Origin of the sequence: Mesorhizobium sp. M1217, from assembly GCF_040318275.1 — a bacterium.
In the GTDB taxonomy this organism is placed as follows: Bacteria; Pseudomonadota; Alphaproteobacteria; order Rhizobiales; family Rhizobiaceae; genus Mesorhizobium.
This window is the reverse complement of the sequence record NZ_JAMYMA010000012.1, coordinates 154,717-176,387: the sequence shown is the minus strand read 5'-3', so window position 1 is coordinate 176,387 and position 21,671 is coordinate 154,717. Positions and strand designations below refer to the sequence as shown.

At 63.6% G+C, this 21,671-nt stretch carries 23 protein-coding genes; 10 read left to right on the top strand and 13 right to left on the bottom strand.

Annotation, left to right across the window (positions count from 1 at the left end; genetic code table 11):
* Window positions 1-47 precede the first annotated feature (47 nt).
* A complete protein-coding gene (locus NKH37_RS21250) occupies window positions 48-1,049 on the bottom strand; it encodes a DUF2125 domain-containing protein (RefSeq protein WP_352495625.1) in 1,002 nt (333 codons plus the stop codon).
* Window positions 1,050-1,163: 114 nt separating this feature from the next.
* On the opposite strand from NKH37_RS21250, the gene NKH37_RS21245 reads away from it, so the two are divergent.
* Window positions 1,164-1,697 (top strand): gamma-glutamylcyclotransferase, encoded by a 534-nt coding sequence (locus tag NKH37_RS21245; RefSeq protein ID WP_352483506.1) that lies wholly within the window; start codon window positions 1,164-1,166, stop codon window positions 1,695-1,697.
* A 45-nt stretch (window positions 1,698-1,742) separates the two neighbouring features.
* Here the strand turns inward: NKH37_RS21245 and NKH37_RS21240 are convergent, their stop codons facing one another.
* A complete protein-coding gene (locus NKH37_RS21240) occupies window positions 1,743-2,723 on the bottom strand; it encodes a quinone oxidoreductase family protein (protein WP_352495624.1) in 981 nt (326 codons plus the stop codon).
* 319 nt (window positions 2,724-3,042) lie between these two features.
* On the opposite strand from NKH37_RS21240, the gene NKH37_RS21235 reads away from it, so the two are divergent.
* A complete protein-coding gene (locus tag NKH37_RS21235) occupies window positions 3,043-3,990 on the top strand; it encodes an aldo/keto reductase (RefSeq protein ID WP_023721101.1) in 948 nt (315 codons plus the stop codon).
* Between the two features lie 76 nt (window positions 3,991-4,066).
* The gene (locus NKH37_RS21230) at window positions 4,067-4,687 is read left to right on the top strand and encodes a LysE family translocator (protein ID WP_352917668.1); all 621 of its coding nucleotides are present in this window, start codon (window positions 4,067-4,069) and stop codon (window positions 4,685-4,687) included.
* 27 nt (window positions 4,688-4,714) lie between these two features.
* Here the strand turns inward: NKH37_RS21230 and NKH37_RS21225 are convergent, their stop codons facing one another.
* A complete protein-coding gene (locus NKH37_RS21225; RefSeq protein ID WP_023721099.1) occupies window positions 4,715-5,515 on the bottom strand; it encodes a lysophospholipid acyltransferase family protein in 801 nt (266 codons plus the stop codon).
* Window positions 5,516-5,623: 108 nt separating this feature from the next.
* Window positions 5,624-6,532 (bottom strand): LysR family transcriptional regulator, encoded by a 909-nt coding sequence (locus tag NKH37_RS21220; protein ID WP_023721098.1) that lies wholly within the window; start codon window positions 6,530-6,532, stop codon window positions 5,624-5,626.
* Between the two features lie 134 nt (window positions 6,533-6,666).
* Here NKH37_RS21220 and NKH37_RS21215 point away from each other — a divergent pair, with 134 nt between their 5' ends.
* Complete coding sequence (locus NKH37_RS21215; protein WP_352483511.1) at window positions 6,667-7,287, top strand: pyridoxamine 5'-phosphate oxidase family protein; 621 nt, start codon at window positions 6,667-6,669, stop codon at window positions 7,285-7,287.
* Window positions 7,288-7,303: 16 nt separating this feature from the next.
* Here the strand turns inward: NKH37_RS21215 and NKH37_RS21210 are convergent, their stop codons facing one another.
* The 3 genes from NKH37_RS21210 to ftsE form a co-directional block, all read right to left on the bottom strand.
* Window positions 7,304-8,068: a YdcF family protein gene (locus NKH37_RS21210; RefSeq protein ID WP_352483512.1), complete on the bottom strand. Its 765-nt coding sequence runs from the start codon at window positions 8,066-8,068 to the stop codon at window positions 7,304-7,306.
* 88 nt (window positions 8,069-8,156) lie between these two features.
* Entirely contained in the window at window positions 8,157-9,140 is a 984-nt protein-coding gene (locus NKH37_RS21205) for a cell division protein FtsX (RefSeq protein ID WP_023721095.1), read from the bottom strand.
* The gene (gene ftsE, locus NKH37_RS21200; protein ID WP_023677923.1) at window positions 9,133-9,792 is read right to left on the bottom strand and encodes a cell division ATP-binding protein FtsE; all 660 of its coding nucleotides are present in this window, start codon (window positions 9,790-9,792) and stop codon (window positions 9,133-9,135) included. The genes NKH37_RS21205 and ftsE overlap by 8 nt, the downstream gene beginning before the upstream one ends.
* Before the next feature lie 235 nt (window positions 9,793-10,027).
* Between ftsE and NKH37_RS21195 the strand changes: the two genes are divergently transcribed.
* The 3 genes from NKH37_RS21195 to NKH37_RS21185 all read left to right on the top strand — a co-directional run bounded on the left by NKH37_RS21195 (window position 10,028) and on the right by NKH37_RS21185 (window position 11,712).
* Entirely contained in the window at window positions 10,028-10,318 is a 291-nt protein-coding gene (locus NKH37_RS21195) for a hypothetical protein (RefSeq protein ID WP_245278668.1), read from the top strand.
* Between the two features lie 180 nt (window positions 10,319-10,498).
* Complete coding sequence (gene hpt / locus NKH37_RS21190; protein WP_023721145.1) at window positions 10,499-11,041, top strand: hypoxanthine phosphoribosyltransferase; 543 nt, start codon at window positions 10,499-10,501, stop codon at window positions 11,039-11,041.
* Window positions 11,042-11,340: 299 nt separating this feature from the next.
* Entirely contained in the window at window positions 11,341-11,712 is a 372-nt protein-coding gene (locus tag NKH37_RS21185; RefSeq protein ID WP_023721093.1) for a response regulator, read from the top strand.
* 19 nt (window positions 11,713-11,731) lie between these two features.
* Here NKH37_RS21185 and NKH37_RS21180 read toward each other — a convergent pair whose 3' ends face one another.
* Complete coding sequence (locus NKH37_RS21180) at window positions 11,732-12,682, bottom strand: DMT family transporter (RefSeq protein ID WP_352483513.1); 951 nt, start codon at window positions 12,680-12,682, stop codon at window positions 11,732-11,734.
* A gap of 222 nt (window positions 12,683-12,904) precedes the next feature.
* Between NKH37_RS21180 and NKH37_RS21175 the strand changes: the two genes are divergently transcribed.
* The gene (locus tag NKH37_RS21175) at window positions 12,905-13,762 is read left to right on the top strand and encodes a LysR substrate-binding domain-containing protein (protein ID WP_023721091.1); all 858 of its coding nucleotides are present in this window, start codon (window positions 12,905-12,907) and stop codon (window positions 13,760-13,762) included.
* A 78-nt stretch (window positions 13,763-13,840) separates the two neighbouring features.
* On the opposite strand, the gene NKH37_RS21170 is transcribed toward NKH37_RS21175, so the two are convergent.
* Window positions 13,841-16,453 carry a TIGR02302 family protein gene (locus NKH37_RS21170; RefSeq protein WP_353006103.1) on the bottom strand — a complete coding sequence of 871 codons (2,613 nt, stop codon included), beginning with the start codon at window positions 16,451-16,453 and terminating at the stop codon, window positions 13,841-13,843.
* Window positions 16,454-16,665: 212 nt separating this feature from the next.
* Window positions 16,666-17,607: a threonine/serine dehydratase gene (locus NKH37_RS21165; RefSeq protein ID WP_023721089.1), complete on the bottom strand. Its 942-nt coding sequence runs from the start codon at window positions 17,605-17,607 to the stop codon at window positions 16,666-16,668.
* Between the two features lie 62 nt (window positions 17,608-17,669).
* Here NKH37_RS21165 and NKH37_RS21160 point away from each other — a divergent pair, with 62 nt between their 5' ends.
* Entirely contained in the window at window positions 17,670-17,972 is a 303-nt protein-coding gene (locus NKH37_RS21160) for an ArsR/SmtB family transcription factor (protein ID WP_352483516.1), read from the top strand.
* Window positions 17,973-17,988: 16 nt separating this feature from the next.
* Here the strand turns inward: NKH37_RS21160 and lysA are convergent, their stop codons facing one another.
* The 3 genes from lysA to argH form a co-directional block, all read right to left on the bottom strand.
* Window positions 17,989-19,257 (bottom strand): diaminopimelate decarboxylase, encoded by a 1,269-nt coding sequence (lysA, locus tag NKH37_RS21155; protein ID WP_352591122.1) that lies wholly within the window; start codon window positions 19,255-19,257, stop codon window positions 17,989-17,991.
* Window positions 19,258-19,273: 16 nt separating this feature from the next.
* Window positions 19,274-19,480 carry a hypothetical protein gene (locus NKH37_RS21150; RefSeq protein WP_023677931.1) on the bottom strand — a complete coding sequence of 69 codons (207 nt, stop codon included), beginning with the start codon at window positions 19,478-19,480 and terminating at the stop codon, window positions 19,274-19,276.
* Window positions 19,481-19,550: 70 nt separating this feature from the next.
* Window positions 19,551-20,951 (bottom strand): argininosuccinate lyase, encoded by a 1,401-nt coding sequence (argH, locus tag NKH37_RS21145; protein WP_352495613.1) that lies wholly within the window; start codon window positions 20,949-20,951, stop codon window positions 19,551-19,553.
* A gap of 35 nt (window positions 20,952-20,986) precedes the next feature.
* On the opposite strand from argH, the gene tlpA reads away from it, so the two are divergent.
* On the top strand, window positions 20,987-21,670 hold the full coding sequence (gene tlpA / locus NKH37_RS21140) for a thiol:disulfide interchange protein TlpA (RefSeq protein WP_352641354.1): 684 nt from the start codon (window positions 20,987-20,989) through the stop codon (window positions 21,668-21,670).
* Window position 21,671 lies beyond the last annotated feature (1 nt).

Here is a 21,671-nt window from a genome sequence, read left to right as displayed (position 1 = left end):
TTGACGCAATCCGGACGGAAAACCGTTCACAATTTCCTGGAATTGCTCTAGTCGAGCGGCTTGATCTTGCCGAGCGGGATGAAGCCGAGCGAGGCCTTGCCCTTGACGATCTTCAGCGGCATCGACGGTGCGTTGCCGAGCAGCGCCAGTCCGGCGAAGCCGGTCTGGATTTCTTTCTTCTGCTCGGGGATGGCGGTGGCGAGGATTGCCGCCACGGCCTTCGGATCATTGAGCTTGATCATCAGGTCGGCATTTATGAGACCATCATTGTCGACCGACAGCGGTCCGGAAACGGTGATGCGCGCAGTTCCGGACGACAGATCGAGCTCGCGGATTTCGACCGCCTGGCCGCGCAGGCTCTTCGGATTTGCCTTGATCAGCGTCACACCGTTCTTCAATGTCACGTCGCCGCTGCCGTCGAGTGGCGGCAAGACGCGCCCGCCGATGGCCTCTGCGTCGATTTCGAGATCGGTGAAATTGCCGGCATAGTCGATGTCCTGGCCGTTTGGGCGCAATTGTCCGGTGGCGGTTCCGGCGCTGAACAGCGAGACAGGATCGGTGTCGTCCGCCGGATCGGTCTGGCCGGACAGGCCTTCTGCCTGCAGCGAGAGGCGCCCCGGCAGCGGCCAGGACAGCTTCATGTCGGCCCGCAGATCATCCCAGTCGATCCACAGCGGCGTCATGCCGGGAACAGAGGTCCTGAGCGGCCCCCTGAACTCGGCGGCAGGCGACAGAAGCCGCGTGATCTGCGTGGCGGCGTTGATTTTGCCTGTCGATGCAGCGACGTTGCGGCTGTCGTCCTCGTAAGCCAGACTGTCGCAGGAAAGGGTGAAGGTGAAGGGATAGCCGCTGACCGCAAGATTGGCGCAGTCGGCCTTGATGCCGTTGTCGTCGAGATCGGCGACCGCCTTTTCGGTTGCGCTCTCGACCAGATCCGCCAGGTAGAACCAGCCGGCGCTGTAGATGCCGAACAGCACGAGGATGAAAGCGGCAAGCCACAACAGGCGGCGACGTTGGCTGGGCGGCGGGCGCTCGTCACTTGACGTCATGCTGCGGCTTTCGTTAACGCGGGTGACACGGGCGGGCTGTCGCTTTCGGCAACAACAGGTAGACGGACTGAAACACCACCGGTGGGGTGGTTCGTCACAATCAGGCTTGGCGATATGGGCGATTTTTGGGTTTTTGGCTACGGCTCACTGATCTGGCGGCCGGGATTCGCACATGTCGAGACGCGGCGTGCCCGCCTGCATGGCTATCGCCGTTCGCTCTGCGTCTATTCTTTCGTGCATCGCGGCTCGCGCGAACGGCCGGGCCTGGTGCTCGGCCTCGACCGCGGCGGCTCCTGCATCGGGCTGGCGTTCCGGGTTCCAGGCGAGCTGCGCAACGAGGTCATCACCTATCTGCGCGAACGCGAGCTGGTCACCAACGTCTATCTCGAGCGTGTGCTCAGCGTTCGCCTCGACAAGCGTGAAACGGATGGGGGCGAGACGGTCGAAGCCATCGCCTATGTCGTGGACCGCAGCCATGAGCAATATGCCGGTGCGCTCGACGCCGCCGAGGCAGCAGCCGTCGTTCGCGGCGCCGTCGGCCAGTCGGGGAGGAATGAGGATTACGTGCTCAGCACGCTGGAGCACCTCGAAGCACTGGGTATAAGCGATCGCTGGCTGGAAGAGGTGACAAGACGGGTCGCGACGTAGCTTCTTTGGTCGTTGACCATGATGCTTGCGGCGTCGTGGTCCGGGCTACATCCTGAAAATCTGTTTGCCAAGATCGGCGCGATCCAGGCTGTTTGCCACGGCGAGCTTGAACTCGGTCAACGGGCGGAGACCGCCGACAGGAACGTGGAAGCCGGGCTGGCCGAAGATGTCGATGATCTCGCGTAGCACAGGTCGTTCGGCTTCGACCGGCGGCGAAAAGAAGTAGCGATAGATATTCGCCCTGATCTCGACGCCGCTCAGCAACACATCGAAATTGTGAAGTTCGAAGCGCTCGGCACTCATGCCGCCATTGATCACCATCTGCCCGCCGAGCGCCAGGGTGCGGATCAATTCGCCGCTGACAGGTCCGCCGACATTGTCGATAATCCCGTTCAATCCGGCGCCACCGGTGATATCCATCACAGCTTCCCGGATACCTGCCTTCAAGTCCGAAAGGTCAAGAATGGCGGCGACGCCAAGCGTCTTCAGATCGAAGCTTTGGTGCGAGCGCCGCACCAGAGCGATGACGTTGATGCCGCGTCGTTGGGCGAACTGCATCACCATTGTCGAAATCGACGAATAGCCGGCCGTGACAGCCAGCCACTGGCCAGGCCGCACACGGGAATCCACCATCAGATCCCACGCGGTAATGGGGTTCACCATCTGCCCGGCGCGTTCGACCGGATAGCCGGCAGGCAACGGGATCAGCCATTCGGCGGGAATGGCCGCGTACTCGGCCCAACTGCCATAATAGCTGAACGCGACGAGCGTGCCCGGTTCCAGCAAAACGTTCGCGCCAACGGCTTCGACGATGCCGGCGCCATGGTTTCCCGCGATCTGCTGGGGAAAATGCGGCTTCTTCGGTTCGGGATAGAGGTTCTGGATAAACAGGAAGTCGCCCGGATTGATCGAGGCCGAGACCATCCTGACCAGCACCTCGCCATCGCCGATCCGCGGCATCGGCAGGTCGTCAACGTAGAGCACGTCGCGCGGCGAGCCGATGGCGTCAAATACAATTGCTTTCATGCCGGTCTCCATAACAAACGATCCGGGGCAAACCGTCTGGGCTTGGCCAGACCGTGCCGAAATTTGCGTCGGCGCCGCGGAACTTATGGCCGGCCGGCAAAGGCCAGAATTGGCGGATTTGACAATCTATGTGCTAAACTTGCCAATTTCCTCAGAGGGGCTGGTTTGGAAGCCGGACACGGCGCGGCGGGTCGCGGTTTTGTGAAGCGCCAGCGGGTTGGAAAAGAGGCTATGCGTTTGACGTTGCCATGGCGCGACATAGGTTAGCCCGGTCGGCGGCTCCCACCCGCCTCAGCATGAATCACCATGGAGATCAGCCTTGCAGAAACGTCGTCTCGGTCGCACCGACCTATCCATCGCGCCATTGGTTCTGGGCGGCAATGTGTTCGGCTGGACCGCCGATGAGAAAACCTCGTTCGACTTGCTCGACCGCTTTGTCGACGCCGGTCTCAACGCCATCGACACGGCCGATTCCTATTCGCGCTGGATTGCCGGCCACCAGGGCGGCGAATCCGAAACCATCATCGGCAAATGGATGAAGAGCCGCGGCAACCGCGACAGGGTTGTCGTCATCACCAAGGTCGGTTCGGACATGGGGCAGGGCAAAAGGGATCTGTCCGCCGCCTATATCGAAAAGGCCATTGATGCCTCGCTGAAGCGGCTGCAGGTCGATACCGTCGATCTCTATCTGTCGCACTGGCCCGACCCTGCGACCCCGTATGAGGAAACGCTCGGTGCTTACCAGAAACTGCTCGACAAGGGCAAAATCCGCTATGCCGGCGCTTCCAACCTCGACGCCGCCCAATTGCGCGCCGCACTCGACGTAGCAAGCCTGCGCGGCCTGCCGCGCTACGAGGTGCTGCAGCCGGAATACAACCTCTACGACCGCTCGTTCTTCGATGGTCCGCTGCGTGATCTGTGCGTGGCCGAGGACATCGGCGTCATCACCTATTTCAGCCTCGCCAAAGGGTTTTTGAGCGGCAAGTACCGCAGCGAAGCCGATCTCGGCAAAAGCCCGCGCGGCGGCGGTGTGAAAGGGTATCTCAACGCGCGTGGCATGCGCATTCTCTCAGCGCTCGACGCCGTGTCGGCCAGACATTCGGCCAAGCCGGCGGAAGCGGCGCTGGCCTGGGTCATGGCGCGCCCCGGCGTCACCGCTCCGATCGCCAGCGCGACGACGCTCGGCCAGCTCGACAGCCTGGTGCGTGCGGCGTCGTTGCAGCTCAGTCCGGACGATATCGCCGAGCTCGACAAGGCCAGCGCATAGCCGCGCACGATCGTTCAAGACCCGCACCGCTGCCTTGCCTACCGTCCTACATCGTCACAGGATGCAGGGACGCCGCATGGCCGGACAGGTTCTTCTCGATCAGCAGCTATGGCAGCAATTGCTGGCGCTTGTGCTGGCATCGGCCATCGTCATGGGCAGCCCGGGGCCGGCGACGATAAGCGTCACCGCGGTCGGCGCCGCGTTCGGCCTGCGGGATTCGCTCCGCTATGCCTCGGGGATCGTTGTTGGCACGATCCTCGTGCTCGTGGTGGTGGCGACGGGCATCATGGCCGTTCTCGCCGCGTTGCCGAAGCTCGCGGCGCTGCTGGCGGTCGCCTCGGCAGCCTACATCCTTTACCTGGCGTTCAAGATAGCGACGGCGCCGCCACTGACGGCACGCGTCCGTGGAGCGGCGCTTCCCACTTTCCTTGGCGGGTTTCTTCTGGCTGTTGCCAACCCGAAAGCCTATGTGGCGATTGCCGCCGTGTTCGCCAGCGCGTCTTCCGGCGCCGGCGGTCTCGGTATTTCAGCCAAGCTGGGGGTTCTCACCTTGATGATCGTTGCCATTCATCTCTTGTGGCTTCTCGCCGGCGCAGCCTTTGCACGTTTGCTGCGCAAACCGCTGGCTTCGCGGATCATCAATCTGGTGTTTGCCGTGACGCTGGTTGCAACAGCCGCCCTGGCTGCCCTGCCGTGAGCCCTTGTGGCATCTGAGGCCGTTGGCTCAGCCTTTCAATTCAGGTTTCGCGTCCAGCTCACCAAGCCTTTTCACCGCAGTCGGCGGCATCGGCGGCGGGTTCGGCGTTTGCGACGCCTCGACGAGGAGCTGGTCGCAGGCGGCCTCCGTCTCGCCGATCAGCCGTTGCATGAATTCGTCCTTGCCGAGGCCGGGCGGGATCGGCGACAGGAAGCGCGCCTTGATCGTGCCGGGATAGCGCAGGAATTTGCGGCGCGGCCAATAGAGGCCGGCGACGTGAGCGACCGGCACCACCGGAATGCCAAGTTGCGCGTAGAGTTCGACGATGCCGTATTTGTAGACCGGCTCGTCGCCCGGCGCCCGGCGCGTGCCCTCGGGATAGATGATGAGCTGGCGGGGATTGCGCGCCAATTCCTGTTTGGTCGCGGCGATCACCATCTTCAATGCCTTCGAGCGGCTGCCGCGGTCGACCGGAATCATCCGCATCTTCAAGATGTACCAGCCGAAGAACGGGATCCAGGTCAGCTCCCGCTTCAATATGTAAACGGGATCGTCGAGGAACGGCAGGAAAGCGATCGTGTCCCAGAAGGACTGGTGCTTCGGCGCCAGGATGAAGGAGCCTTCAGGCAGGTTCTCCTGGCCGGTGATCTCGCTTCTGGTGCCGGCGATCTTGTCGTAGAGCCACATGCTGGTGCGCGACCAGAATTTCGGCACGAACCAGGCGCGGTGGCGCGGCGACAGGAAATAATACGGGGTCCAGAGGATCATCTGGACGATCAGATTGAGGTAAAAGGCGAGATTGAACGCCAGCGAGCGGAAATAGAGCATACAGCAAGTGCCCGGTGAGGAGGTGTGCGTTGGTTACACCAAGCGCCGGCAAAAAGGAAACGGTGCGAGGCGGGCGATCGGCCCGGTTTTGCGGTAGGCCGTCCTTCGTCACGCCTGCCACGCCGCCTGCAGCAGGCGCTGCTTCAGGCGTGGGGCGGCGAAGTCGAGGAACGCGCGCAGCTTCACCGGCAGCAGCCCTTGGCCGGCGTGGACGAGGCTCACCGGCCATGGCTCGGGCTCGAACTCCTGCAGCACGGGGCGCAGCGTACCCGACCGAACCGCGGCGGCGATCTGGTAGGAAAGCAGCCTCGTCACGCCGACGCCAGCAATCGCCGCATCGATTGCCGCCTCAGCGGTGTTGACCCGTAACCTGGAGCGGACCGGTACGGTGAATTCGGCCTTGCCGGTGGCGAAACTCCAGGCGGAGGCGTTGAGCCCTTCGAAGGTGATCGCACTGTGTGCTGCAAGCTCTTGCGGCGTTTTCGGCGTGCCGTGCTCGGCGAGATAGGCCGGGCTCGCGCAAACGACGCGGCGGATCGAACCCAGGCGGACGGCGACCAGGCTCGAATCGGCAAGGGCGCCGATGCGGATGGCGAGATCGATGTGCTCTTCGACCAACTGGGTTATCCGGTCGGCGAGTGTCAGCCGCACACTTACGTCGGGGTAGGCGGCGAGAAAGGCGGTGACGACCGGCAGCACATGCAGGCGGCCGAAGACGATCGGCGCGGTGACGATCAGTTCGCCGGTCGGGGCGCTGTACTCGCCGGCGGCTATTCGCTCGGCCTCGCCGACCTCGTCGAGAATGCGACGACAGGCGGCGAGATAGGCGTGGCCGGCATCGGTCAGCGACAGCTGCCGCGCCGAGCGGTTCAACAGCCGTGTCTTCAGGTGCCTTTCCAGGTCCGAAACCTTGCGGCTGACCGTCGTCAGCGGAATGCCGAAGCGACGCCCGGCAGCCGAAAGGCTGCCTGTCTCCGCCGCGGCAACGAAAAGCGACATGGAGTGGAGGCGATCCATAACTTTCCCGAAAAAATTGGCCCTTCCGAAGAATGGAAGGACGCATCGCGGATATGGCATCTGCTTCTCGAAGATGGAAGTATCTACTTTTCGGTGAGTAATGCAGCGTAGCTCGGCAGTTGAGGAGGGTCTTCATGAACGCTCACACCAGCGATGTTGCCTTCACACCGACGGTGAAGGCGATCCAAGCCCGCAAGGGCTCGCGCCAGGCCTATGCCCGTGTTGAGGAGCGTGGTGGCTGGCAGGCGGCAATCACGCCCGATCTCGCCGCCTTCATCGAGGCGCAGACCAGCGTCTTCCTGTCGACCGCCAATGCTGACGGGCAGCCTTACATCCAGCATCGCGGCGGGCCTGCCGGTTTCCTCAAGGTGCTCGACGAACGGACGATCGGCTTTGCCGATTTTTCCGGCAACAGGCAGTTCATCACCCAAGGCAATCTCAGCGACAACCCACAGGCTTTCCTGTTCCTCATCGATTATGCCCACCGGCAGCGCATCAAGATCTGGGGCACAGCGCAGGTCGTCGAGGGCGATGCCGAACTGATGGCAAAGCTGGTGCCGCAAGACTACAAAGCGCGACCCGAACAGGTCATCCTGTTTACCGTTTCTGCCTGGGATTCCAATTGCTCACAGCACATCCCGCAGCGTTTCGAAGCGGCCGATGTGGCGGCGGCTCTGGCCGAACGCGACAGGCGTATAGAACGGCTCGAGCAGGAGATCGCGCGCTTGCGCTCGGGTGCAACAGCCAGGGAATAAAAACTGCCGGTGCCGTTCAGTTTCCGCCCGCGGCGTCGGCCAGCGTGACGCTGTTGGGCGGTTGCTTCACCGGCATGATGCCACGCGCCAGCGCCAGCAGGTATTTGCTGTATTCGGTGAACAGCACGCGCAGCGCTTCCGGCTTGGTCAGCCAGCCGCCATTCCCAAGGTTGGTGTTGACCACCGGATAGGGTTCAAGCCTGGCGCCGTGCAGCAGCCGTCCCATTTCCAGCAGGCTGCGCGGCATGTGATAATTGTTGGTGACGAGGATGACGGTGCCGTAGGCGTGGTCCTCGACCCATTTGGCGCTTTCCTCGGCATTGCCGATCGTGTCGAGCGCGGCGCGGTCGATGTCGACGCAGCAGGAAAACAGCCTCTTGTCGCCGCCGGTCGCGGCCTGAAGCTGGCGGCGGCTGGCGGAGGGATGGACGCCGCTGATCAGCAGCCGCTCGCCCTTGCCTGACGCAAGCAGCCCCATTGCGGCGTCGAGGCGCGACTGACCGCCGGTCAGCACGATGATAGCGTCGGCCCTTGCCGGATTGGCGGGCGTCGTCAGACGGCTGACGGTATTGGCGAACCAGCCGAAGCCGGCGACAAACAACGCCACAAGACCGAGCAGAAGGAGAGCCGAGAGGCGTAAGGAGCGGGCTGCCAGCAGCCGCCCGTGTTTGGCGAACTGATCCGGCTTGGCAAATTCATCAGGCCCGGCGAATTCATGCGGACGCGCAACCAGCACTGGCATGCACCCAGCGGTATCGGTCGAGTCCCGAACGTCCATCATGAAATGGTTAACCCCGAAATACGGCCTTTGGTAGGAAAAAAATGCAATTTTCGTGACGATGCGTTTTCATCCGTGATCGATCTTTCCTTTAGCCGGCGTCCGGCTGGCGAATGTCGATGTCGCTGAGATAGGTAACCACGGTGAAATGGGAGGTTGCCGCGGTCAGCGCGCCGATCACCAGCACCATGACAGCGACCCCGAGATAACCCGCCGAGCCGATGGCGAAATTGCCGAACAGGGCGGTCGCCTGGTCGGCCTGCGGCGTTGCCATGTTGCGTGACGACCACCAGGAGAAGACGATGAAGACGAGGATTGCCGCGGCGCCGCCCGCCGCGGCGCCCTTCATGCCGGTGACCAGAAAATGCCGGCGGAATTCGCGCGCGATGAAGCGCGCCTCGGCGCCGACGAAATGCAGCACCTCGATGATGTGGCCGTTGCCGGCCATGGCGCCGCGCGTCGCGAACACCACGGTCAGCACCGTCGCCGACAGCATCAGCGCCAGCACTGCGAGACCGATCGTTACCGTGGTGCGGGCCATGGTGACCAGCCGGTCGACCCAGGTGCGATGATCGTCGAGCGATGCACTCGGCAGCTTCGGCGTGATCGCCGCGCGCAGTGCGGCGAAATCGGGCGGACTGTTCTCGTCGATGGTGATGATGATCAGGCGCGGCACCGGCAGCTCATCGATGTTCAGGCCCGAGCCCAACCAAGGCTCGAGCAGCCGGGCCGTTGCTTCGCGGTCGACGATCCTGGCGCTTTTCACGCCAGGGAATTCGCCGGCGATCTGCGAGGCCAGCGCAAGCGCGGCCTCCATGTCGAGGCCGTCGACCGGCTTGATCTGGATGGTCGCCTCGCGCGAGATCTGGTTCTCCCAGACCGAGGCGGTGTCACGCACCAGCGTGACTGCGCCAAACGTCAGGCAGGACAGAAACGTCATGATGGCGATGACCAGCACCAGCGCCCGGCCGGCGATGTTCTGCGCCGGCACGATCGGCGCCATCTTGCGCTGGACGCGGGGCTTGGCCGCTGCGGCGTCGTGACCCTCGAAATGTTCGACGGAGAGCTCAGTCATAGATGTCCAGCCTTCCGCCGGCCAGGATCATGCGCCGTGCGTCGACCTGTTCCATCAGGCCGAGGTCGTGCGTGGCGATCACCACGGCAGTGCCCAGCCGGTTGAGCTCGATGAACAGCCGCAGCAAGCGTCGTGCCAGCGGTGGATCGACATTGCCGGTCGGCTCATCGGCGAGCAGGATCTCGGGCTGCTCGATCAACGCACGGGCGATCGCGGCGCGCTGCTTCTCGCCGCCAGACAGCACCGGCGGCAGCACATGCATGCGTTCGCCGAGGCCGACCCATTTCAGCAGCTCGGTGACGTCGGTGCGGTAGGTCGCCTCCTCGCGGCCGCGCACGCGCAGCGGCAATGCCACGTTCTCGTAGGTGGTCATATGGTCGAGCAGGCGAAAATCCTGGAACACCACCCCGATGCGGCGCCTCAGATGCGGCAATTCGGTGCGCGAGATGCGCGAGCGGTCCTTGCCGAAGATGGTGATCAGGCCGCGCGTCGGCTTCAGCGACATGAACAAAAGCCGCAGCAACGTCGTCTTGCCGGCGCCTGAAGGTCCGCTCAGGAACTGAAAGGAGCGCTCCGGAATGTGCAAGGAGATGTCGCGGAGGATCTCCGGACCCATGCCATAGCGGAGGCCGACATTTTCGAAGCGGATCACTTTCGACGACCTGAAATTCTCGGCGGCAAGATGCCAGCCCTTTCTGTGGAAAGACCATCGGCCGGCATGGTTAACCGACGGTTAATTTGGGGGCTTTTCAAACGAGTCACAGGGGTTCCGGTGGGGAAGCGTTAACCATTTCCGTTTACCCAAAGAAACGAACAGCGAACAGGTGCCGTAGTGTTGGGCCACGATGGCTGAGGATCGAACCGCGCGCCCGGTTTCCGGCGAAATCATGACCGATGCGGCCGCCGAGCCGGAACGCATCATGCGCGACGTGACCGCCGACGTCATCGATGCCGATTATGAGGTGCTGCCCCGCCATTTTACGCGTCCAGACTTTGCGCCGCCGCCTGCGCGCACGATTTCCACCCCTTCGATCGAAGGCATGGACATGTTGCGCAAGCCGGAAACCGCCGTCGAACGGCCGTTATGGGTGCACGGTGGGCCGATCTTCTGGATTGCCGGCGTCGGTGCCGCCTTGGCCGCCTTCTGGATTTCGGGCGGCCATGCGCTGGTTCGTTAGAACGGCGCCAGAAAATCAACAGGTCACCAGATAAACGATTTGCGACGCGCAGGGGACGGTTCGCGGGCGCCCTGCCAAAGATTTGGCCTTGCCAGACGGCTCGACATGCCTAGAAACGGGGTTGAAGACCGTTTTCGGTCAGCTTCGCCTACAAGGCGATCATTTCTGGAAAGGCGGCCAATGCCAGTTGTGCGCGGCAAGGACATCGAAGTCCTGTTTTCGGCGTCCGCCATCGCGCGGCGGAATCTGGAACTTGCCAAGGAGATCGCCGGGCACGACTACCACGACCTTCTGGTAATCTCGGTGCTGAAGGGATCATTCATCTTCGCCGCCGATCTTATCCGTGCCATGCACGATGTCGGCCTGTCGCCGGAGGTCGAGTTCATCTTCATCTCGAGCTATGGCGCCGGGACAACCAGCGGTGAGGTGAGGGTGCTGCGCGACATCGACAACGAGGTCGCCGGCCGCGATGTGCTTCTCATCGACGACATTCTCGAATCCGGCAAGACGCTGAGCTTCACCCGCGACCTCATGCTGTCGCGCGGCGCGAGGAGCTGTGCCATCGCCGTGCTGCTCGACAAGCGCATGCGCCGCCAGACCACGCTCAACGCCGACTATGTCGGCTTCGACTGCCCCGATTATTTCGTCGTCGGTTATGGCATGGACGTCGCCCACGCGTTTCGCGAATTGCCGTTCGTCGGCATGGTCAAGGGCGACGCTTGAGGCCTTTTTGATAATTCTACTCCGGCGGCCACCTGACGCAGTGTTCTGCGCTTCCTGCAGCGCAGCGCGTCCTTTGGGCGCGCAAAGGACGCTGTAGCACTTTTGATTTTGCGCATGATGCTTTCCGAAATCGAAACCGAGTTCGGGATCAAGCGCGAAGCTCCCGGACTCGAACGTCCGCTCCGCTCCGGTTCTCGAAAACCACGCCATCTGACTCGCCGGAGCGAATTCTGAAAAGGCCTCATCGACACTCAGCGCCTTCAGGAAACATCAACTTTTCCTCGCCAAATATCCTGCCCATGGCAAAGCTCTTGATCGTCGAGGACGATGAATCCGTCCGCACCCTCGCCGCCCGTGCGCTCGAACGCGCCGGGCATAATGTCACTATTGCCGCCGACGGCGCGCACGGTCTTTCTCTGATCCGGGCGGCGCAAGGGGGCTACGACCTTGTGCTGTCCGACATCCGCATGCCGGAGATGGACGGCATCGAGATGGCCAAGGCGGCAGCGGCGCTGTTCCCGGCGATGAAGATCATGCTGATGACCGGCTTTGCCGATCAGCGCGAGCGCGCCGAGGAATTGGACGGCGTTATTCTCGATGTCGTGCAAAAGCCGTTCACGCTGGCTGAAATTCGCGCCCGCGTCGAACAGGCGCTCGCCTGTTTCGCCTAAAGCCCAAGGCCGACCGCCTTCACGCAGGGTCGCAGGTCGCAGCGATGGCTGGCGCGCCGCTCCGGCGCCGGCTGGCATTGAGCGCAAACAGGCCGGCGCCGATGATGAGGGCTGCGCCGGCCGCCGTCGCCGGTCGCGGCACTTCGGCAAAGAACAGAAAACCCCATAGCGGCGACCAGATGATACCGGTGTATTCGAAGGTGGCGACGCTGTTGGCGGGCGCCAACCGGTAGGCCTGCGACAACAGGATCATGCCGGCCGAGGCAACGAAGCCGCATGCCCCCATCTTCAGCAGATCCGACGTCGTCGGCCAGACCCATGGCCGGACTAGGAATTCGAGGCTCGGATGCACGGCATGGTCGATGTCTGCCAGCCAAAACAGCCCCGCCACCAGGGCAGCACCGGCCAGATAGGCGCCGTTCTGGTAAAACGCCATAACGGTCGAGGATTCGGTGTCGCCGATCTTGCGTGCCATCAGTTGCGAAAAACCGTAGAGCAGAGCCGAGCCTAGCGACAGCAGCGCCGCCCAGTCGAACACGCCGGCACCCGGGCGCGCCATCACCAGCACGCCGAGCATGCCGACCAGGACGGTGGCGAGCGCCTGCCAGGACACGCGTTCGCCGAGATACGGGCCGGCCAGCGCCATGATGAACAGTGGCGCCATGAAATAGAGCGCCACCGCGTCGGCCAGCGGCAGGGCGGCGATTGCCAGATAGTAGGCCGTGTAGGAGGTGAACTGGATGAAGGCGCGCATCGTCAACATGCCGAACCGCTTCGACTGGATCGCCTGCAATCCGACGTCGGCGTGGACGAGGAAAACCAGGATCGGCAGGGCGACGATCGAGCGGATCGCCATCACCTCGGTGACGGGATAGCGGCTCGACACCGCCTTGACCAGCGGGTCCTGCAGTGAAAAGACCAACACGCCGAGACAGAGGCTGAGGATGCCGAGCACAAGCCGATTCTGCATGGGCGCTCCGGTCTCCTGCGCGCCGGCCGGAAGCAGGCCTGCATCCGGGTAAAAAGAACCCGCCACCGTTTCGGGCAGCGGGTACGAGTGAGGACTTTTGATTGGTCCGCGGCCGATTTCGCGGCCGCATATCCAATGGGTGAGGCGACTATCGTCCGCCGTTTGACATGTTGCAAACGAATTGGAATGATGCCAGCAATCAGATTTTCTTATGGCGGGCACATGCGACCCAATCTCGACAGCGACCTCTTGCGCACCTTCGTCGCGGTCGCCGACACCGGCAATTTCACCAAGGCGGCGGAGCGGGCCGGCCGCACCCAGTCGGCGGTCTCGATGCAGATGAAGAAGCTCGAAAGCATGGTCGGCGACAGCCTGTTCGAGCGCGGCTCGCGTGGTGTGGCGCTGACGCGGCGCGGCGGCGAGCTCATCGCCAACGCCAGGCGCATCGTTTCGCTGCTCGACGAGACGGCGGCATCGATGGTCGCGGCGCCGCTTGGCGGGCCGGTGCGCATTGGTATCCCGGAGGAATATGGCCACGCGATCCTGTCGCGCGCGCTCGGTGCCTTTGCCAAGCGCCATCCTCAGGTCGACATCACCGTCCGCTACGCGCATTCCGGTGCGCAGATCGCGGCGCTCGCCGCCGGCGAGCTCGATCTGGCGGTGGTGTTCGAATGGCAGGATCTCTCGGGCGGTGAGGTGCTGATGCATGATCCGACCGTATGGGTGACGTCGGAGCTGCATCACATGCATGAGGACCGGCCGGTGCCGATCGCGCTCTACAACCGCGCCGGCTGGTGCAAGGATTTCGCGATAAAGTCGCTGGAACAGCGCGGTCTCGCCTATCGTGTCGCCTACACCAGCGATACCAATGGCGGCCTGCGGCTCGCCGTCACCTCCGGGCTGGCGATTGCGCCGATCTCGCGCAGCAACATTCCGGCCGGCTGCCGCGAACTTACGGCCGCCGACGGCTTCGGCGACATCGATTCCTCGAACGTAGTGCTGCGGCGCAATCCGAACGCTTCCGGCGAGGCGATCGACGGCATGGAAGAGGCGATCCGCGAGGCGTTCACCAACCGTTAAACACGTCGCTCGGTCCGGCGATAGCTGCCACCACGGAGGACCGCGCACGGCGATCTTCCAAAAATGTAGAGTGCAGCCTTACTTCAGCTCCAGCAACCGCTCCAGATAGCTGCGCTCGATATCGGGGCTGAGCGCGTTGCCGAGCCGCTTGCGGATTGCCTCGAGGATCTGGCGCGCGCGCTGCACGTCGATCTCGTCAGGCACTCTCACCGAACTTCCGTCATCGGGACCCTCGCTGGTGCGGGGCCGCCCGAGCGGGTCACGGTCGGCATTCTGCTGGCGTCCGCCCTGCCCGTTGCCGCCCTGGTCGCCTTGCATCGCTTGCAATTGCTTCATCATATCCTTGGCGCCCCTGCGCAAGGCTTCCAATGCGCGGCCCTGGTGGCCGACGGCTTGGTCGCCCTCGCCCTCGCCGAGCGCCTGTTCGGCATTGCCCATGGATTTGCCGGCTTCGCCAAACCCCTCATTGGGGTCGAGGCCCATGCCTTCGAGGCCCTTCCTCAATTGATCGAGCTCGCTCTGCAGCTTGCCCTGGCCTTCCTGCAATTGCTTCAGCGCATCGGCAAATTCCTGCGGCGTCATCGGCTTCGGCCGGCCGAGCGGATCGCGGTCGTCGCCCGGGCTGGGCTTGCCCTCTTCGCCCATCGGGCCTTGCTCACCGTTCTCGCCGAGTTGCTCGTCGCGGTTCTGCCCGCGCTGTTGCTGGCCGCGCTGCATCTGGTCCATACGGAAGGTGTCGTTCATCATCTCCTGCTGGCGCCGCATGATCTCGCCCAGCTTGTCCATCTGCTGGCGCATCTCGCTGTCCTGCTGGCCGCCTTGCTGCTGGCGGCCTGCCTGCAGATTGTTCATCATGTCCTGCAGCTCCGACAGCAATTGCTGCGCCTGGTCGCGATTGCCGGATTTTGCCAGGTTCTCGATCTGGTCCATCATGCGGTCGATGTCGCTCTGGCGCAGCTCCTGGCCGTTCTGCTGCATCTGCGGCGCATTCGGATTCTGCTGCGCCCGCGCCGCGAATTCCTGCAGGAACTGGTCCATCGCCTCGCGCAGTTCCTTCATCGCCTTCTCGATCTCTTGGTCGCTGGCGCCGTTCTTGATCGCATCCTGCAGCGCCTGCTGCGCCTGGCGCAGCCGCTTCTCGGCCGCTGACAGATTGCCTTCCTCGATGCCGAGCGCGATCTCCCAGAGGTAAGCGACCTCGTCGCGCAACTGGTCGTCGCTGTCGGCCATCTTCAGCCGGGTGCGGGCACTCATGATGGCGAGGTAGTGCGCCATATTGTCGAACGTGTCTTCCGGCCTGAGCGTGATCGCATCCATCAGGTCGAGCACGCGGTCCTTGGCATAGGCATCGAGCGCCAGTATGCGGCGCTGCTCGACCACGGCCCGCGCCAAGGGGTTGGAGAATGGCCGCTCCGGCATCACCAGCGTCTTGGTTTCGCTGGTCGCCGTGTGTCCGGCGCCGTCGGTGGCGACAAGCGACAGCTTGACGTTGCCACCGGCCCAGACATGGTCGGTCAGATCCTTCGTCGTTTTGGCGGCATTAGCCTTGCCGCCGCGGCGCGGCAACGTCAGCGGCATTTCCGGCGGGCCATAGAGCGGATGCGCGTTGGGCACCTGCGGATCGGCCAATGCGAAAACCACCTTGGCGGAGGCCGCGCCATAGTCGTCGTCGATCTGGTAGTTGAGCTCGAAGGCGCCGTTGACGGCGCGTTTCGGCTCGCCGACAAAGCGGATCTGCGGCGGCTTGTCGGGGATTATGGCGAAGGCCCAGCGGCCGAGCTCGCCGTCGCCGGATTGCAGCGTCAGCATGCCGTCGGCCGTCAACTTGCCGCTGAACTGGCGCACGGTGGATGGCGTTGCAGTATTTGCCTCTGGCTTGGCTTGCGGCCCGGTCGGATCGATGGCGCGGGTGTTGCCGCCGGCGTCGGCGTAGCTCAGCGTTTCCTCGCCCGAACCGCCCGTGACGCGCAGCGACACGTCGCTGCCCTCCGGAACGGTGAAGGTCGGCGCCGCTTGATTGGCATTGTTGGCAAGGACAGGGGCGTTGAGGAATACTGGTGGCCTGCCGGTATAGGCCGGTGGCGTCACCCAGGCATCAATGCGCGGCGGCACGACGTCGCGCGCGGCACGGGCAACAAACCCGTCACTCAGCTTGCCACCCGACGGCCCGAAGGAGAAGGCAAAGGCGGTGACCAACAAAAGCGCCGCAACGGCGCGCAACGCCCACGGGTCATGCTCGGGGACGCGCGTGCGCGGCACGTCGCCGCCAAGCTCGCCCAGCCGGTCCGCCATGCGCCGCTGATGCTCGCGCCACAGGGCTCGCGAAAAAATGCTTTCCTTGCCGCTCGGGCGATCGGTCTGGACCTGCACCGGGCTGTGCAGCAACCGGTTGGCCGCCTCGATGCGGCGGTCGACCTCGGCACTGGATGGCGTGCGGAAGAAACGCAATGGATAGAGTGCGGCAAGCGCTGCGACGCCGAATGCCGTGATGAGACCGAATCGCACTAAATCGGGCAAAAGCGGGAACAGACCGAGCCACGAGATACTGAGAAACAGGCTGGCGACGATGATCAGCGGCAGCAGCAACGGCCAGCCGCGCTCGACGATTATCGAGACCTGCGTCGCCAGCCGGCTCAAGGCAAGGCGCCCGGCCAGGCTGCGATCGCTGGTAAAGACGGGTCGTTGCGTCATCGGCCCTTCCTGGCCGGGCGGGATAGCCCGGACCTCACGAGTCTATCGCATGGGCCCGAAAAGTCGATTTTCGGGAAGCACGATGCGAAGACCCAAAATCTTAGCGCATACGTCGTGCATTCAGGCGGCTGCACGTCGCCCTAAGGATACCAACAAACACGGCGAAGGCGAGGCGGTTCCCCAAAACGTGAACAATAATGCCCCGGATATTGTCAAAATTTCGCTGGATTGGCGTTTGCGCCGCAGACCAGAACGGCAACGCGCTCGCCCACAGCCGGCCTGTAGCGGCCGGACAGGAGCGCCGCGAAGGCCGCCGCACCGCCCGGCTCGGAGATGATTCGCACCCGGTCCCACAGCGCCGCCTGGGCGGCGATAATGTCGTCGTCGCCGACGAGGATCGAGCGCTCGACGAACGCCTCGGCGATAGGAAACATCATTTCGCCGACACGCTTCGGCGCGAGCGAATCGGCGGCGATGCCCTCGGTTGGGGCATCGACAGGCCGGCCCGCCTCGAAAGCGCGGTGTAGCGTCGGCGCACCCTCTGGCTCGACGGCAATGATCCTGATGCGGCCGGAAAACCAAGCGGCGATGCCGCCGATCAAGCCGCCGCCGCCGACAGCGACCAGCAGCGTGTCGAGCTTCGGCAGGTCGGCCTCGATCTCGAGGCCCAGCGTGCCTTGCCCGACCAGCGTCTCCTCCTGGTTGAAGGCGTGGATCTGCAGCGCGCCGGATTTTTCGGCGAAGCTCTCGCTGGCGGCCAGCGCCTCGGCATAACGGGCGCCGCCGACGATCAGCTCGGCGCCGTAGCCGCGGATGCGGCCCAGCTTGGCCGGCGGGCTCACTTCGGGAACAAAGATGGTCGCCTTATGGCCGAGCCGCATGGCGGCATAGGCGACCGCGGCGCCGTGGTTGCCGCCCGATGCGGCGACGACGCCAACTGCGGGAACCGGCCGTTCGAGGAGATTGGTGAACGCGCCACGCGCCTTGAACGAGCCGGAATGCTGCAGGCATTCGAGCTTCAGGTCGACAGGCAGAGGCGGGCGGCCGAAATCGGCCATGTCGACGCGCAGCACCGGCGTGTGGCGCACGAAGGGCCGGATGCGGGGTTCCATCGCCGCAATGCGCTCGCGGGTGATCGTGTGGCCATGCAGCATGCTTCACTCCCAGAGTTGACATTCAGAGTTGACATTACTTAGTAACTTGGCAAAGTGCCTAAATGCAAGAGGTCGACGTCTTCAAAGCGATTGCCAGCGAGCGCAGACTGCAGATCCTCGATTGGCTCAAGGACCCGCGCGCGCATTTTCCGCCGCAGGCGGACGGTGATCTGGTCGAGGACGGGGTCTGCGCGCTGCTGATCGCGGAAAAGCTGGGGATCACGCAGGCGACGCTCAGCGAGCATATGCGCGTGCTCACCCAGGCAGGGCTTTTGCGCAGCAAGCGTATCAAGCAGTGGATATTCTATCGCCGGAACGAGGACAGGATCGCCGAGGCCAGGGCGCTCATCCAGCACCGGCTGTAGCGCTGCAAGGTATCTCTCAGGTCAACCAATCAGGCACCGAATCCAGCCCGATCAATTCGTCATAGGTCTGGCGCGGGCGCACGATGTGGAAGCGGTCGCCGTCGACCAGCACTTCCGGCACCAGCGGCCTGGTGTTGTAGGTGCCGGCCTGGACGGCGCCATAGGCGCCGGCGGTGGCGACAGCGATCAGGTCGCCGGCTTTCAGCCTGGGCAGGTCACGGTCGAGCCCGAGATAGTCGCCGGTCTCGCAGACCGGGCCGACGACGTCGACCTTCATGCGCGGTGCCGCGACCGGCTGCTGCACCACCGGCCTGATGTCGTGGAAGGCGTCGTAAAGGGTCGGCCGGATCAGATCGTTCATCGCGGCGTCGACGACGAGGAAGTTCTTGGCGTCGCCCTCTTTCACGAAGATGACCTCCGAGACCAGGATGCCGGCATTGCCGACGATCAGCCGGCCCGGCTCGAACATCACTTTCAGCCCGAGCTTGGCGACATGCTTACTGACGATCTGGGCATAGGCTTCGGGCAAAGGCGGCGGGTTGTTGTCGACGCGGTAGGGAATGCCGAGGCCACCACCGACATCGATATGCTCAATGGCATGCCCGTCGGCACGCAACGCGCCGACCAGTTCCACCAGCAGCGCGAAGGCGTCGTCGAAGGGCTGCAATTCGGTGATCTGGCTGCCGATATGGGTATCTATGCCGGTGATCCTGATGCCCGGCAACTCAGCCGCGCGGGCATAAACCTTCCGCGCCTGCTGCCAGGGAATGCCGAACTTGTTCTCGGCCTTCCCAGTCGAAATCTTCTTGTGCGTCCTGGCGTCGACATCCGGGTTGATGCGCAGCGAGATCGGCGCGATCTTGCCCAGCGCGGTGGCGCGGGCCGACAGCAGCTCCAGCTCCGGTTCGGATTCGACGTTGAAACAGAGAATGCCGGCCGAGAGCGCAAAATCCATTTCGCGCGCGGTCTTGCCGACGCCTGAAAACAGGATCTTGCTTGCCGGAATGCCGGCAGCCAAAGCGCGGCGCAGTTCGCCTTCCGAGACCACGTCGGCGCCGGCGCCAAGCCTTGCCAGCACCTTCAGCACAGCCTGGTTGGAATTCGCCTTCATGGCATAGCAGACGAGCGCGTCGAGCCCGGCAAAAGCTTCGGCAAAGACGCGAAAATGCCTGGTCAGCGTCGCCGTCGAATAGCAATAAAACGGCGTGCCGACACTGGCGGCGATATCTGATATCGCCACGTCCTCGGCATGCAGTACGCCGTCGCGGTAGTCGAAATGGTTCACGAGATCGGTCCGAAAATCAGAGCAGCGGGTCGAGGATGAATTTCTTGTCCTCGACAGGTTTTTCCGGCTCCGGCGGCAAAGGTTGCTTGGCCTTCTCGGCGTCCTTGCGCGCCTGCACGGCTGCCGCGTAGGGCGTATCGAGCGCAGCCTTCCTGCCGCAGGCCGCAACGGTCGCCATCGCCGCTAGCAGCGTCAGCGTCACCAAAATCCTGCTTCCGGTCATCGCGTCATCCGTCCGAAACTGTTGCCCGCAGCGCTTCTATCCGAGTTTTGCGGCCATTGCACCCCGCGTCTTACGCCTTGGCTAGCCGCTTTTTCCAGTAGCGGATCTGCTTGCGCACCTCGGACGGCGCGGTGCCGCCGAAGCTTGTGCGGCTCTTTACAGAATTCTGCACGGCCAGAACCGAAAACACGTCGGCGCTGATACCGAGGTGAATGGACTGCAAATCCTGCAGCGAAAGCCTGTCGAGCCCGACCTTCTTGTCCTCGGCCAGCGCCACCGCCCGGCCAGTGATATGGTGCGCCTCGCGGAACGGCAGGCCGAGCGTGCGTACCAGCCAGTCGGCGAGGTCGGTCGCAGTCGAATAGCCGGCGCCGGCCGCCTTTTTCATCGCGGCAGTGTTCACCGTCATGTCGCGCACCATGCCGGTCATCGCCGCCAGCATCAGGTCGAGCGTCTCTGCCGCGTCGAAGACGGATTCCTTGTCTTCCTGCATGTCCTTGCCATAGGTCAGCGGCATGCCCTTCATTACCGTCAGCAGGCCGACCAGATGGCCGGTGACACGGCCGGTCTTGCCGCGCACCAGTTCGGCGGCGTCGGGGTTCTTCTTCTGCGGCATGATCGACGAACCCGTCGAGAAGCTATCCGACAGCCTGACGAAACCGAATTGCGGCGTCGACCAGATGATGATCTCTTCGGCCAGCCGCGACAGATGTGTCGCGCAGATCGCCGCCAGCCCCAAGAATTCCAGCGCGAAATCGCGGTCCGAAACGCTGTCGAGCGAATTGCGCATCGGTTCGCGAAAACCAAGCGCCGTTGCCGTCTGGTGCCGGTCGATCGGAAAGCTGGTGCCGGCAAGGGCGGCCGCACCGAGCGGGCTTTCGTCCATCCGTTCGATCGCATCGCGGACGCGCGACAGGTCGCGCGCAAACATCTCGACATAGGCCATGCAGTGGTGGCCGAAGGTCACCGGCTGCGCCGCTTGCATGTGGGTGAAGCCCGGCATCACCGTTGCCGCATGCTCCTCGGCCCGGGCGAGGAACGCTGTGATCAGGCCTTTCAGCGCCTCGGCGACACGAAAGCACTCGTCTTTGACCCAGAGCCTGAGGTCGACCGCCACCTGGTCGTTGCGCGAGCGGGCAGTGTGCAGGCGGCCGGCGGCAGGGCCGATCAAATCGGCGAGGCGGGCCTCGACATTCATGTGGATGTCTTCCAGCCTGGTCGAGAACTCGAATGTGCCGGCCCCGATCTCTGCCAGGATCGTGTTCAGCCCGTGACTGATTTTTTCTTGATCGGCCGCCGAAATAATGCCCGTTTGCGCCAGCATCTCGCTATGGGCGATCGAGCCGCGAATGTCCTGGGCATAGAGTTTGCGGTCGAACGAGATCGACGCGTTGATCGCTTCCATGATTGCGGCCGGACCCGAGGCAAAACGTCCGCCCCACATCTGGTTGCTGGCCTTCTTGTCGCTCATCGCTATAACCCGTGCTCCGGAGCAGTTTTTGAAAAATGGCAGACGGCAATAGATTTTTCCCGGCTTTGCGTCTCATCCTCGCCGCTTTGGTTGCGGGCGTGCTGGCCGGCGCGGTCGCGGTATATGTCAGGGAAAGCGGTTCTGGCAACAACGCGCCCGCGCAAGTGGCCGCCGGCGGCGGCAAGGACGACGTCGCCTGCGCCGCCAAGACCGACCATGCCAAGAAGATCGCCGCGGCCGCTACCGGTCAAGTCGCCGCGCTTTTGCCGGCGGATCCGCCGCAATCGCTGAAAAGCCTCGCCTTCAACGGCCCCGACGGCAAGCCGACGACGATCGCCGATCATGCCGGCAAGACGGTGCTGCTCAATCTGTGGGCAACATGGTGCGCACCTTGCCGCGCCGAAATGCCGGCGCTCGATGCACTGCAGAAGGAGATGGGCAGCGACGCGTTTCAGGTTGTTGCAGTCAACGTCGATGCCGGCGACGATACCAAGCCGAAGAAGTTCCTCGAGGACACCGGCGTCAAGGCGCTCGGCTATTATCGCGATGCCACCATGGCACTGTTCAACGACGTCAAGACGCGCGGCCTGGCGCTCGGTCTGCCGGTCACCATGCTGATCGATGGGCAAGGCTGCCTGATCGCCCATATGAACGGCCCGGCCGAATGGTCAGGGCCGGATGCCAAGCGTCTGGTCGAGGCAGCGCTTCAGCCGGGATAGG